The organism is Amylolactobacillus amylotrophicus DSM 20534 (assembly GCF_001434555.1).
Classification (GTDB): Bacteria; Bacillota; Bacilli; order Lactobacillales; family Lactobacillaceae; genus Amylolactobacillus; species Amylolactobacillus amylophilus.
This window is the reverse complement of record NZ_AZCV01000001.1, coordinates 107,983-120,954: the sequence shown is the minus strand read 5'-3', so window position 1 is coordinate 120,954 and position 12,972 is coordinate 107,983. Positions and strand designations below refer to the sequence as shown.

Annotated in this window: 10 protein-coding genes; all 10 read right to left on the bottom strand. The window is 45.3% G+C overall.

Translation table 11 applies throughout. From position 1 onward, the window contains the following. Nucleotides 1-18 precede the first annotated feature (18 nt). Nucleotides 19-927: a tRNA pseudouridine(55) synthase TruB gene (gene truB / locus FC62_RS00580; RefSeq protein WP_056946248.1), complete on the bottom strand. Its 909-nt coding sequence runs from the start codon at nucleotides 925-927 to the stop codon at nucleotides 19-21. 36 nt (nucleotides 928-963) lie between these two features. Further along, nucleotides 964-1,311 carry a 30S ribosome-binding factor RbfA gene (gene rbfA, locus FC62_RS00575; protein WP_054744965.1) on the bottom strand — a complete coding sequence of 116 codons (348 nt, stop codon included), beginning with the start codon at nucleotides 1,309-1,311 and terminating at the stop codon, nucleotides 964-966. Nucleotides 1,312-1,323: 12 nt separating this feature from the next. After that, complete coding sequence (gene infB / locus FC62_RS00570) at nucleotides 1,324-3,945, bottom strand: translation initiation factor IF-2 (RefSeq protein ID WP_056946250.1); 2,622 nt, start codon at nucleotides 3,943-3,945, stop codon at nucleotides 1,324-1,326. Next, nucleotides 3,946-4,260 carry a ribosomal L7Ae/L30e/S12e/Gadd45 family protein gene (locus tag FC62_RS00565; protein WP_054745300.1) on the bottom strand — a complete coding sequence of 105 codons (315 nt, stop codon included), beginning with the start codon at nucleotides 4,258-4,260 and terminating at the stop codon, nucleotides 3,946-3,948. It lies immediately after the preceding gene. 3 nt (nucleotides 4,261-4,263) lie between these two features. Continuing rightward, nucleotides 4,264-4,560: an RNase P modulator RnpM gene (gene rnpM, locus FC62_RS00560; protein WP_054745298.1), complete on the bottom strand. Its 297-nt coding sequence runs from the start codon at nucleotides 4,558-4,560 to the stop codon at nucleotides 4,264-4,266. Nucleotides 4,561-4,569: 9 nt separating this feature from the next. Further along, complete coding sequence (nusA, locus tag FC62_RS00555) at nucleotides 4,570-5,736, bottom strand: transcription termination factor NusA (protein WP_054744963.1); 1,167 nt, start codon at nucleotides 5,734-5,736, stop codon at nucleotides 4,570-4,572. A gap of 13 nt (nucleotides 5,737-5,749) precedes the next feature. Then, nucleotides 5,750-6,223 carry a ribosome maturation factor RimP gene (rimP, locus tag FC62_RS00550; RefSeq protein WP_056946252.1) on the bottom strand — a complete coding sequence of 158 codons (474 nt, stop codon included), beginning with the start codon at nucleotides 6,221-6,223 and terminating at the stop codon, nucleotides 5,750-5,752. Between the two features lie 142 nt (nucleotides 6,224-6,365). After that, complete coding sequence (locus tag FC62_RS00545; protein WP_056946253.1) at nucleotides 6,366-6,767, bottom strand: hypothetical protein; 402 nt, start codon at nucleotides 6,765-6,767, stop codon at nucleotides 6,366-6,368. A gap of 156 nt (nucleotides 6,768-6,923) precedes the next feature. Then, nucleotides 6,924-11,231, bottom strand: a complete 4,308-nt coding sequence (locus FC62_RS00540) for a PolC-type DNA polymerase III (protein WP_056946254.1) — start codon at nucleotides 11,229-11,231, stop codon at nucleotides 6,924-6,926. A 4-nt stretch (nucleotides 11,232-11,235) separates the two neighbouring features. After that, a complete protein-coding gene (locus FC62_RS00535; RefSeq protein WP_056946257.1) occupies nucleotides 11,236-12,930 on the bottom strand; it encodes a proline--tRNA ligase in 1,695 nt (564 codons plus the stop codon). Between the last annotated feature and the right edge of the window lie 42 nt (nucleotides 12,931-12,972).

Genomic DNA, 12,972 nt, shown 5'->3' with positions numbered 1-12,972 from the left:
GTTCCTTAACACATTTATTTAGTCATTCTGGAGCAACATTAAACCGGGAACATACAGGTCGGTCCTGCCCGCCATTCGCTTGTAGATTGCCTTAATCTTGCCGCCGAAAACGAGTGCAATCTCCTGTTCGTCCGCACTAATATCCTGCAGCTGTAATACCGCGCCATTCTGCACTTTTTGCCACTGTCCTTTTGACAGCTCGACCTTCACTAGATCCGTAAACAAAGCATCAAGTGGGAGTAGAAATTGTGCGGGATTTGCCATATTTTGCTCAACGTCTTCTATTGTAACAGTTTGCGTCAAGTCAAAACCAGCACTTTTTGTCCGCACAAGCTTAGTCATGACCGCAGGTAAGTTGAGTTCTGTCCCGACCTGTTCCACTAAGGTTCTGACGTACGTTCCCTTTGAACAGGTCACACCGAAACTGAAGTCTTCCACATGACTAGTTTCATCAAAAAGTGGCTCGCCGGTCAGAACGAATTCCTCCACATTAACCGTGCGGGCGGGGACTTCAACGGTTTCACCAGCCCGCGCATACTCATATAGCTTTCGACCATTGACCTTCACGGCGGAATATAGCGGTGGCACCTGTTGAACCGCACCCGTGAGACTCTCGAGCGCAGTCGCCAATTGGTCGTATGTTACTGGTCGTTCCACCTGTTGTTTCGCAATGACTCTTCCCGAGAGATCGCCAGTGTCAGTCTGCAGGCCCAATCGGCCTGTACCGTGATACTGCTTCGAACGCTCATGTAAGCGATCAATTAACTTCGTCGCCTGGCCAACCGCAATTGGCAAAACGCCGCTGACCGCTGGATCTAGCGTGCCAGCGTGACCGATTTTTTTAAGATGCAGGATTTTACGTAGCTTATAAACTACGTCTGCGCTCGTCATCCCAACCGGTTTATTAATTAAAATCAGTCCGTTCATCTTATCCACCTCAATAAAAAAAACGCCCAAGGCGTTTTAGTCTTTATTATTTAAGCCTCTGATTAATTCATCTATTCTGGAGCCATACTCGACCGATTGATCGCGTTTGAAAATTAATTCTGGCACTTTGTAAATTGTTAATCTTTGACCTAATTCGTGACGCATCATACCCTTAGCTTTCTCTAGTCCAGCCTCGACTTCCGCAATACTTGCCGGATCGTCGTTTAGCGTACTGTAGAAGATGGTGGCATACGACAGGTCCTTCGTTACCTCAACAGCGGTAATTGTGACGTCAGCCACCCGCGGGTCACGAATTTTTTTACGTAAAATATCCGTAATTTCGCGCAATGTTTCTTGTTCAACTCTACCTACACGATGTTTCATGGCATTCACCTCTTAGTCTACGGGAACTTCTTCCATTACATAAGCTTCGATTTCGTCGTCAACCTTGATATCGTTGTAGTTTTCAATCATGAGTCCACAATCAAAGCCAGAGCGAACTTCCTTCACGTCGTCCTTGAATCTCTTCAATGAACTGAGCTTGCCCTCATAGATGACGATGCCGTCACGAATCAGACGGACACCACTATCTCTTTGAATATAACCGTTTGTGACAAGTGCTCCAGCAATAGTACCCAGTTTCGTCACGTGGAATGTCTCACGGACAATCAAGTTACCAGTAACTTTCTCTTCAAAAGTTGGCTCGAGCATGCCCTTCATGGCTGCTTCGATTTCATCGATTGCCTTATAGATCACGTTATGCAGTCTGATATCAACCTTTTCCTCATCCGCTTGTTGCTTTGCCTGTGGAGTTGGTCGCACGTTGAAACCAATAATAACGGCATTACTTGCGCTTGCCAGGGTAACATCACTCTCGTTGATTGCACCAACTGCAGAGTGGATGATGTTCACTTTGACACCCTCGACGTCAATCTTCTGCAGTGAACCTGAGATTGCCTCGGCACTACCTTGCACGTCAGCCTTAATAATCACATCAACTTGTTTAAGGTCTCCTTGCTTCATTGTATCAAACAAGTTGTCGAGTGTAACGTGATGTACATTATTCCGTTCTTTAATGAGCGCCTTCTTGGCCCGTTCTTCACCAGCTGCCCGAGCAGTCTTCTCATCATCGAAGACCACGAACTTATCGGCAGCTTCCGGTACATTGTTCAGACCAGTAATCTCCACGGGCTCTGATGGCAGCGCCGTTTTGACACGTCGACCACGATCATTCGTCATGACCCGGACACGACCGAATGTGTTACCAACGACGATGGGGTCACCGATATGGAGCGTTCCTTGTTGCACAAGCAGCGAGGTCACAGGACCTTTACCCTTATCTAGTCGGGCTTCGATAACTGTACCAATGGCCTTTTGGTTAGGATTAGCCTTTAGCTCCATCACATCGGCCTGTAACAGGATCATTTGGAGGAGCTCATCAATGTTTAGACCCTGCTTAGCAGAAATCTTCACGAAGATGGTCTCGCCACCCCACTCTTCAGGAACCAAACCGTATTCCATCAATTGTTCCATGACGTGATTTGGATTGGCATCAGGCTTGTCAATCTTGTTCACAGCAACGATGATTGGTGCACCTGCAGCCTTCGCGTGGTTAATGGCTTCGATAGTTTGTGGCATCACACCATCGTCAGCAGCAACCACCAAGACGATAATGTCGGTAATGTCGGCACCACGAGCTCGCATATTGGTAAATGCGGCGTGTCCTGGCGTATCCAGGAAAGTAATCAATCTGTTATCAAGCTTAACTTGGTAAGCACCAATGTGTTGCGTAATTCCACCGGCTTCACCAGAAGTTACGTGAGAGTTTCTTAATTGGTCAAGTAACGTGGTTTTACCGTGGTCAACGTGCCCCATGATGGTCACGACTGGTGGTCTGTTTTCTTGGTGTTCAGTATTTGCTAATTCTTCTTCGAAAAGTGTGTCGATATCAGAGATATCTTCGGTCACTTTCTCTTCAGATTTGATGCCATAATCTTCAGCAAGTAATTCGATGGTATCTTTGTCCAATGATTGGTTTTGGTTAATCATAACGCCGAGCATGAATAATTTCTTCACGATCTCAGCAGGCTCACGGTGAATCAACTTAGCAATATCTTGGGCGTTCATACCCTCCTCGAAAACTAAGACTTCTGGTAGTGGCCGATCTTTACGTTGTGGTAGATCCTTCTTCACAACAGGAACTTCTTGTCTGCGTTTGTTCTTCTTTCTGGACCAGTCATTACGACGAAAAGCAGGCTTATTCTGATTTCTGAAGGTTTTCTTGCGTCCCTCTCCCTCAGACTTCTTCACCTCGACAGGTGGAATTGGAGTGATAGGAGTTGGATTTGGCTTTACTGGGCGAGCAGGGCGATTATTATTTGACCTGGCCTGATTTGTATTCGGACGAGCAGTTGGTTTCTTCTCTGCAGGCTTTCTTGTTTGCTGCTGACTCTGATTACGACGCAGCTCTTCTTCACGCCGTAACGCACTTTGCTGCTCATCTCTTTGATGCTGCTTGTATTGCTCTAGGTGCTTTGTGGCATTATTAGAGCGTACTGGTGCAGCCTGTTGGTTGTTGTTTCTCTGGTTCGTTTGGTTACCACGACCTTGGCCTTGACGATTCTGATTATTTCGTCCCTGACCTTGGTTGTTGCCGCGATTTCGACCTTGGTTATTATTTGACCGGTTATGATTAGCACCACCTTGCGCAGGCTTATTATCGCGGCGTCTCATTGAACTAACGCTGATCTTCACCTTGCCGTCGTCTGCTTTCTTAGGAGTTGAAGCAGGCTTTGCTGTTGATGCTGGCTTCGTTGCTGGCTTTTCAACCGGCTTAGGTGCAGTCTTTTTAGCAGCTGGTTTCTTCCCCAACTTACTCATAATTGTCTTCTCTTGGTCTGTATCTAATGATGACATGTGGCTCTTGACGTCAAATCCCAATGCCTTTGCCTGGTCGACCACGACTTTGTTCTCGACGCCCAATTCTTTAGCTAACTCATATATTCTTACTTTCGTCATCTAATCACACTCCTTGTTTAATTTATCCAGCATTGCACGTGAAAAGCCACGGTCTTGTACAGCAACGACCTTTCGTTTCTTGCCCAGGGCATCGGAGATTTCCTGACTACTGAACGTGCTTACTAGCTGAATTTGGAATTTATCGCTCAAAAACGCGAATTCCTTAATTGTGTTTTCACTTGAATCACTTGCGAGCAAAACGAGGTTGACCGTTTTCCCCTGAATAGCATGCGCCACCATTTCCGTGCCGCTAATTACTTTGCCAGCCTTTTGGGCCAAGCCAAGCAAATTTAGTACCTTTTGTTTGTTGTCTATCAATTAATTTTCACCGAATAATTCTAGTCGGGCCTTCTTGTGGTCGACGTAGTCGAAAAGCTCTTGGTAAAAGTCTGGACTAACTTTAGTCTTCAAGGCCTTCTCAATAATCTGCTTCTTCTGTGCTTCTTGAATGACTTCCGGTTTGAGTGAGACATATGCACCACGGCCGGGTTTCTTTCCGGTCGGATCAACGCTCAATTCCCCCTCCTTATTCAGGACAATGCGCACCATTTCCTTCTTTGGGAGCATTTCATCAGTCAACAAGTCTTTTCTTAAAGGAATCTTTCTTTGTTTCATTGAAATCACCTACTCTTCCGTAGTTTCTTCCTCATCGGTGCTGGGCTCTTCTGTCAAATCATCTTCAATAACTTCTGAATCCTCAGTAACTGTTGATTCAGGCTCAGCATCATCGTAATCAGCATCGACATCCTCATCAACGAATTCAACTTCTGATTCGGGCTTGATATCAATCTTATAACCAGTGAGGCGGGCGGCAAGTCGGACGTTCTGGCCCTTTTTACCAATAGCTAATGAAAGTTGATAGTCAGGGACAATCACCAGGCAACTCTTGTTCTCCTCATCGAATTGGACGGCAATTACTTCAGCCGGATTCAACGCATTAGCAATGTAATCGGAGGCATCATCCTCGTACTTCACGATGTCAATATTCTCACCGTGTAGCTCTGTCACGATAGTCTGTACCCGTGCACCTTTTGGACCCACACAGGTGCCGACGGGATCGACATCTGGATTGTCAGACCGCACAGCAACCTTGGTCCGGTCTCCGGCTTCTCGCGCGATTGAAACAATCTCAACAGTACCATCATATATTTCGGGAACTTCTTGTTCAAATAAACGCTTTACAAGTTCTGGACTAGTACGTGAGACAGAAATTTTCAAGCCGTGTGAATCACTACCAACTTGCGTGACCAACACCTTAATCCGACTCTGTGGGTTATAGACTTCATTAGGCATCTGATCGTTCTTTCCCATAACAGCTTCGACTTTACCGATATTTACATAAACATAACGGTTGTCCTTGCGGGCAATAGTACCAGACATTAACTCATCTTGATATTGAGCGTATTCATCAAGAATATTTGCTCGTTCAGCTTCACGCATTCTCTGCATAATAACCTGTTTAGCAGTTTGGGCAGCTATCCGGCCGAAGTTAGTTGGTGTAACCTCGAAACGAATTTCATCCCCGACCTCATAGGCGCGGTTGATTGCTAGTGCATCTTTTAGGCTCACTTCTAGGCGGTCATCTTGGACCTCCTCGACAACGGTCTTAACAGCCAGCACCTTGATATTACCCTTTTGCTCGTCGAATTTCACCTCGACGTTTTGCGCCTGCCCGTAGTTCTTCTTGTAGGCGGAGATTAGCGCAGCTTCCAGCGCAGCGATGATAACTTCTTTCTTGATTCCTTTTTCGCGTTCTAGTGAGTCAAACGCCTCTAACATTTCCTTTGACATGTCTTAATCCTTTCTAGAATTCAATCGCAAACCGAATCTTCGCAATATTTTTTCTAGGTATCTTAATTTCCTTAGTACGTGTTTTGATTTTAATTTGCAAAGATATTTCTTCGTCATCATAGGCCAAAAGAGTGCCCTCGAAGACTTTTTGTTGATCCATTTTTTGGTAAAGCCCGACGTGAATATACGAATTTAAGGCCTTTTGCCAGTCCTGCGCAGTCTTGATCGGCCGCTCAATACCAGGAGAAGATACCTCCAGTAAATATGGTACAGGGAACGGGTCGGGATCAAGCTCATCCAGCTTCTCACTGATTAATTCGCTCGCGGCGGCAATTTCCTCAATGTCGATTCCGCCGACCGTATCGATGTAAATCCGTAAGTAAAAAGTAGCTTTCTCCTTCACGTATTCCATATCGACCAGTTCAAGGCCTCTCTCATCAATAATTGGTTGAATAGCCTGTTTAACAACATCTACTACTTCAGTCAAACAATGCTCCTTTCTTGCAATAAAAAGAGTGAGCATTTCTGCTCACTCGAACCTTTTTCACATCTGTTATATAGTAGCATATATCCGCCAGTTGTGCAAGAACTAGGACTAAATCGGGTGTGTCAATTTTTCCAGGGTAGCTCTATTTAGGCTTTTTGCCAGACGTCTTTCCTACAATAGCTATCGTACTGATCAACCAGACTACGATAGTTACAAGTAGAACAAAACCTGCCACAACAGCACCAAAGAAAAGACTGATTAAGATTGCAATCCCGCCGCCAACAAAAATATAACCGGTCAGACGACTCATCACCATCTTTTCTGCATAAACTCCGAAAAAATATGAAGTTGAGTCTGAGATAATTGCCACAAGAAACCACAACAAGTTGAGTTGGATAAACTTGGTGAAGCTATTTTGATTCAGGGAATTCACGGCACGAACCATAATCAAAGAACTTCCTGCAGCACTAGCCATGCCAATTACACTAAATAATACCGCTATAGTAAAAAATCCTTTATTTTTAATCACAAAATCTCGCAGCATAAAGTCACCTTTTTCATTTATTTTCGTATTATTTTAATGATATACTTTTTTTTCAATTGGCTATCATAATTTTGTGGTTTTTAGCCGAAAGCAGAAAAAAGCATAACCGCAGGACCTTTAATCACTGCAACTATGCTTGTTGATGATAAATTTTAGTTAGAATAACGATAATTGGTTCTCTTCAGGTAGGTCTCTGAGAGCCCCACTTTGACTGAGGTATTCGATGATTTTGCCTGAAACCTTCCCCCGCAAAGCTAAGTCCTCTTGTGAGAGGAACGGTTGCTCCTCGCGTGCAGCCACAATTTGTTTGGCTACGTTGTCACCTAACCCAGGTACTGCATTGAAAGGAGCCAGAATTGTGTGCTCATCAAGCATCCTGAAATTCTTCGCGTCAGACTGTTCAATATCAACTGTCTTGATGTTAATTCCGCGCTCCAGACACTCATTAGCAAGCTCCAACACGGTCAGCAAATTTTTCTCTTTAGCACTGGCGTCGTTACCCTTCTCAGTAATCTCCTTGATCGCCGCCTTAACAGAATTCTTACCACGACTCATCGCTGTCAGGTCAAAGTCGTCAGCACGAACACTAAAATACGCCGTATAGTAGATGACTGGGTAGTATACCTTGAACCAAGCAATGCGCAATGCCATTAGAATATACGCTGTTGCGTGCGCCTTTGGGAACATGTACTTAATCTTCAGGCACGAATCAATATACCAGTCAGGAACATTCGGGTTCTCTTGCAGCAGCTCTTGCCACTCTTCCTTAATCCCTTTTCCCTTACGCACACTCTCCATAATTTGGAAAGAAATTTGAGGATCCATATCCCAGTGAATCAGGTCCATCATGATGTTATCACGACACCCAATCACTTCCTTCAGCGTTACCACACCTTTGTTAATCAGTTCCTCAGCGTTACCCAGCCAGACGTCTGTTCCGTGTGAAAGACCCGATATTTGTAACAACTCTGCAAAAGTAGATGGGTGCGTCTCTTCAAGCATTCCACGTACAAATCTAGTACCAAACTCCGGTACTCCTAATGTTCCTGTTTTGGAATAAATCTGCTCCTCTGTCACACCTAGCGACTCCGTGCCGGAGAATAGTTGCATAACTTTTGGATCATCCGTCGGAATTGTCTTTGGATCAACGCCGCTCAAATCCTGCAGCATTCTGATCATCGTTGGGTCATCATGACCCAGAATATCCAGCTTCAAGATATTATCGTGGATGGAGTGGAAATCGAAGTGGGTCGTCTTCCAAGCGGCATTTTGATCATCAGCAGGATATTGAATCGGTGTAAAGTCATAAATATCCAAGTTTTCTGGTACGACGATAATGCCAGCTGGGTGTTGCCCGGTTGTCCGTTTAACCCCCGTCGCCCCCTGAGCCAAACGATCGAGCTCAGCATTTCTCAGTTGCAAGCCTTTTAGTTCCTCATAGTGCTTGACGTAACCAAACGCCGTTTTGTCAGCGACAGTCGCAATTGTGCCCGCCCGAAAGACATGGTCCTCACCGAAAAGTACCTTAGTGTAGCCATGAGCCACGGGTTGATAATCACCTGAGAAATTCAAATCGATATCTGGTACCTTATCACCTTTGAAACCCAGGAAGGTTGCAAATGGGATATCATGCCCATCCTTCACCAACTCGGTACCGCAGTTAGGGCATTTCTTATCCGGTAGGTCAAACCCAGATCCGTATTCACCCTTCTGGAAAAATTCGGAGTAGAAACAGTGTGGACACCGATAGTGTGGTGGCAACGGATTAACCTCCGTAATTCCCGTCATCGTGGCTACCAGACTAGAGCCGACAGACCCACGTGAGCCGACCAAATAGCCATCTTTATTTGATTTATATACGAGCTTTTGCGAAATTAGATAGATTACACTGAAACCGTTCTTGATGATACTGTTCAGCTCGAGCTCTAGCCGGTCTGCAACAATCTTTGGTAGTTCCTCACCGTAAAGTTCGTGTGCCCGATCATAGCTCAACTGTTTAATCTCATCATTAGCGCCCGGCATGTCCGGTGTGTAAAGTTTACTTTTCACGGGTGTAATCTCATCGAATTGCTCCGCCAACTGATTAGGGGTAGTAATCACGACCTGCTTAGCCTTCTCGGCACCGAGGAAGGAGAAGGCAGCGAGCATCTCCTGCGTAGAGCGGAAATGTAAATCGGGTAACTTCTGTCGCCGTAACGGACTGCTTTTGATTGATGCAATCAAAATTTCACGATAAATATGATCTTCCGGATTAAGATAGTGTGCGTCACCAGTCGCAATCACCGGAATATTGAGCTCTTCACCAAGCTTGACAATATTGGCAATAATCTCCTGCAGCTTCTCCTCGTTTTCAATTAGCTGACTGTCGATCAGAGGTTGGTAATTTGCAGGTGGTTGAATCTCGAGATAGTCATAGAATTGCGCCAATCGTTTGGCCTCTTCATAACCCTTTTGCATCATCGCCGTAAATACGGCACCATTTGAACAGGCACTACCAAAGATCAGTCCATCATGGAGTGCAGTTAATTGCGACTTGGTGATTCGTGGTACCCGGTAGAAGTACTCGGTATTGCCCTTCGACACAATTTTGAAAAGATTTTTCAAGCCAGCCTGCGTTGTAGCCATGACAGAGATATGCGTTGGCCGAGCACGCTTATAAGCCTCACCATACTTTGCATAATCATTGAAGTTTTGCAGATTGGTCTCGTTAAAACGCTCCTCAAACAGTTTGACCAGTTTATACATCAAATAACCTGTGGTTTCGGCATCACTATCAGCCCGGTGATGGTGCTCCAACACAATGTTATATTTCTTGGCCAGAGAATCCAGTTTATGATTGGTCTGCTCCGGATTGAGTAGCCGGGAAATCTCCAGCGTATCAAGGACCGGCACGGTAATTTCGGGTAAGTTGGCACGGGTTAGCGCAGCATTAATAAAGCCAATATCGAACTGAACATTATGACCAGCCAATACTGCACCACTCATGAATTCGTTAAACCGCTTGATGACATCTTGCTCATCGTCTGCATTCTGGACCATGTCATCAGTAATGCTCGTCAAATTAATCGTAACTTCACTTAATGAGTGGTGCGGGTTAATGAACTCATCGAATCGCGCGATAACCGTTCCCTCCTTCATGCGCACGGCACCAATCTCGATGATTGTGTCGTAAACCGCAGAGAGCCCGGTTGTTTCCACGTCAAAAATCACGTATTCAGTCGTAGTGACTTCTTGATCAGCCGGATTAACGACCAACCGTGAGTGGTCGTCCACCATGTTGGCCTCTACCCCGTAAAGAATCTTAACACCGTACTTTTGCCCCGCGGCGTGGGCATCCGGAAAGGCCTGGGCACCACCGTGGTCGGTAATTGCCATTGCCTTCTGGCCGAATTTTGCCGCCATTTTGACGAAATCAGCCACGTTGTTCGTAGCATCTAATTGACTCATATTGGAATGGAGGTGAAATTCTACGCGCTTTTCATCACCAGCATACTCTTCGGTCCGACCAACATGTTCGACCAGTTCAATCTGATTCACGTTAAAGACTAGGTCACGCATGTAGGTATCTTCTTGGACATTGCCCTTCAGCTTGGCCCAAGCACCTGATTTAATGCTCTTCAGCGTCTCCACCTCATCGTCGTCCTTTGCAAAGCGCTTGAATGAAAGCGAGTCGGTGTAGTCTGTAATCTCCCCCGTGACAATGTAGCGACCGCTGCGCAGCTGTCTCAGCTCAATCTTGAAGATATTACCCTCAACAACCAGGTTGGACATCTCCTCTTGTATCTCATGCATCTGCGTTACTTTGGCATTCCCAATCTTATTACCAATGACACTGCTTTTTGTGGCCCGAACTTGTCTTTCCTTCTGACTTTCCTGCTCCAACAAAACGCTGCTAATAGCTTGTTCATGTGCAGCGTGCGCCTCTTGTAAGCTCAGCAGGTTTGACTGAAAGGCCGCATCGTCGATGGCCGTCGTCAATTTTTGTTTACCAAAACCATACTGCGCAATTTCAGTGGCAAAATCACTCAGAATCTCCGCAGTAAATAAGCCCTCAACCACGCTGTTGTCTACCTTAATAGCTAACTCATTATTCACATAGTCCGGACTATACTTCTTGATGATTTCCTTTTGCGCCATATTTAATACGGCACTTTGGCCAACAATATAATGCCAATAATTATTCAGCTCTGTGAGGTTGCTACCAACCTCGTTATTCTCCGTCTGAACCACGACACCAGTTTCAACAATGCCGCTGAAATGGTGCTCGATGTCTTTGATTAGCTCGACGAAGCTACTAAATTCTAGTACCTGGTTAAAAAAAAGATGGAAAATCCACTTTCGTTCTTGACTGTAGATGTCCACCTTCTGTATGGCGCCTGAATTAAGTGTAGCTTGGTCGAACCCCTCAGTTGGAAACTTAATCTGTTCCAATAATTTTTGAAAAAGTTCTTGTTCTTTACTCACGAAATTACCCTATTTCACTATTAATATAATTTTCTAATTCCGTCAATTTGACCTCAGTCGAATCTTGCTCACCGGGATGCTTAACTTCGATAATTCCCTCAGAGGCTTTCTTCCCAATGATCACCCGAACAGGTGCGCCGACTAAATCAGCATCGGCAAACTTCACCCCTGCTCGCTCATTTCGCTCATCATACAACACGTCGTACTTGTCTGATAATGACTGATACAAGTCATTGGCGACCTTCGTCTGATCGGCATCATTCATCTTCATCTGGATTAAATGAACCTCAAACGGTGCCACGGTTTTTGGCCAAGCTATACCACGCTCAGTGTAGTTCTGCTCAATAATGGCAGAGAGCAACCGGGAAATACCAATTCCGTACGAACCCATGATGACAGGCTGTTCCTTTCCGTTTTCGTCTAGGAAATTAGCATGAAAGTCTTTGGTATAACGAGTACCCAGTTTGAAAATATGACCAATTTCTATTCCTCGGGTAAACTTTAATGGCTCATGTCCAATTGGATCCAGCTCGCCCTCCTCAGCCAATTTAACGTCATAAAACTGGTCGACGAAAAAGTCACGTCCCAAATTAACATTAGCCAACTGATAGTCGGTTTCATTCGCACCGACGACGAAATTAGTCAAATGTTCAATCGTCTCATCGGCGATTACCATATCAGCAAACGTGGCGTTTACTGGACCGATACCACCGGGCATGATTCCCGTTAGTTCTACGACCTCAGCATCCGTCGCCACGTGTAACTCATTTGCGTCAATGATATTGGTTAATTTCACCTCATTAATTTGCTTATCACCACGGATGAGGACCAGTACCAGCTTGTCGTCCGCACGATAAAGCACACTCTTAACAATTTTGGTATTTGGCACCGCCATAAACTCGGCTAAGGCGGTAATTGTCTTGATACCCGGTGTATGGACCTTCTCAATCTCCTTTGGTTCCTCTGTTGTCACCTCAAGTGAATCAATACTCTTCGCCATCTCGATGTTGGCTGCGTAACCACCGGCGGTATAGGCAATCGTATCCTCACCAACAGCCGCAGGTGCTTGGTATTCGGTTGAATCGGAGCCACCCATGGCACCCGCATCGGCAATGATGGCCATCGTTTTTAGGCCCACTCGATCAAAGACATTTTGAAACGCCTGACCTACCTCTTGATACTGTACGTCCAATTGTTCTTCGTTGGCTGCAAAACTATAGGCATCAAGCATGATGAACTCGCGCCCCCTTAGTAAACCAAAGCGTGGTCTGTTCTCATCCCGAAATTTGGTCTGTATTTGGTAGAGAGTCAGCGGCATTTTCTTATAGCTACGTAGTTCCTCCGCCACAATCTCGGTAAAGGTCTCCTCATGAGTAGGTCCAAGAATTGATGGCCGTTCGTGTCGGTCCACTAACTTGAAAAGGTTAGGACCGTAACTCTCATACCGTCCAGATTCTTGCCAAAGTGATGCAGGTAGAAAAATCGGCATTAACATTTCTGGTGCATCAATCTTCGCCATTTCTTCACGAACAATATTAGATATCTTAGTGAGAACCAGATTTGCTAATGGCAAATATGAATAGACTCCGGCTGTTACCTGGCGAACATATCCACCTCGGAGCATCAGCTGGTGGCTGACTGCCTCGGCATCTGCAGGCACCTCTTTTAATGTTGGCATGAAAAATTTCGATTGACGCATAATAACCTCGTATTTTTATATTTATAATTTAGCTGGATTAAA

Bases quoted from the DNA above. Each gene is read 5' to 3' on its own strand.
- infB (WP_056946250.1), bottom strand. From the start codon at position 3,945: ATGACGAAAGTAAGAATATATGAGTTAGCTAAAGAATTGGGCGTCGAG.
- rbfA (WP_054744965.1), bottom strand. From the start codon at position 1,311: ATGAAACATCGTGTAGGTAGAGTTGAACAAGAAACATTGCGCGAAATT.
- FC62_RS00545 (WP_056946253.1), bottom strand. From the start codon at position 6,767: ATGCTGCGAGATTTTGTGATTAAAAATAAAGGATTTTTTACTATAGCG.
- nusA (WP_054744963.1), bottom strand. From the start codon at position 5,736: ATGTCAAAGGAAATGTTAGAGGCGTTTGACTCACTAGAACGCGAAAAA.
- truB (WP_056946248.1), bottom strand. From the start codon at position 927: ATGAACGGACTGATTTTAATTAATAAACCGGTTGGGATGACGAGCGCA.
- FC62_RS00535 (WP_056946257.1), bottom strand. From the start codon at position 12,930: ATGCGTCAATCGAAATTTTTCATGCCAACATTAAAAGAGGTGCCTGCA.
- rnpM (WP_054745298.1), bottom strand. From the start codon at position 4,560: ATGAAACAAAGAAAGATTCCTTTAAGAAAAGACTTGTTGACTGATGAA.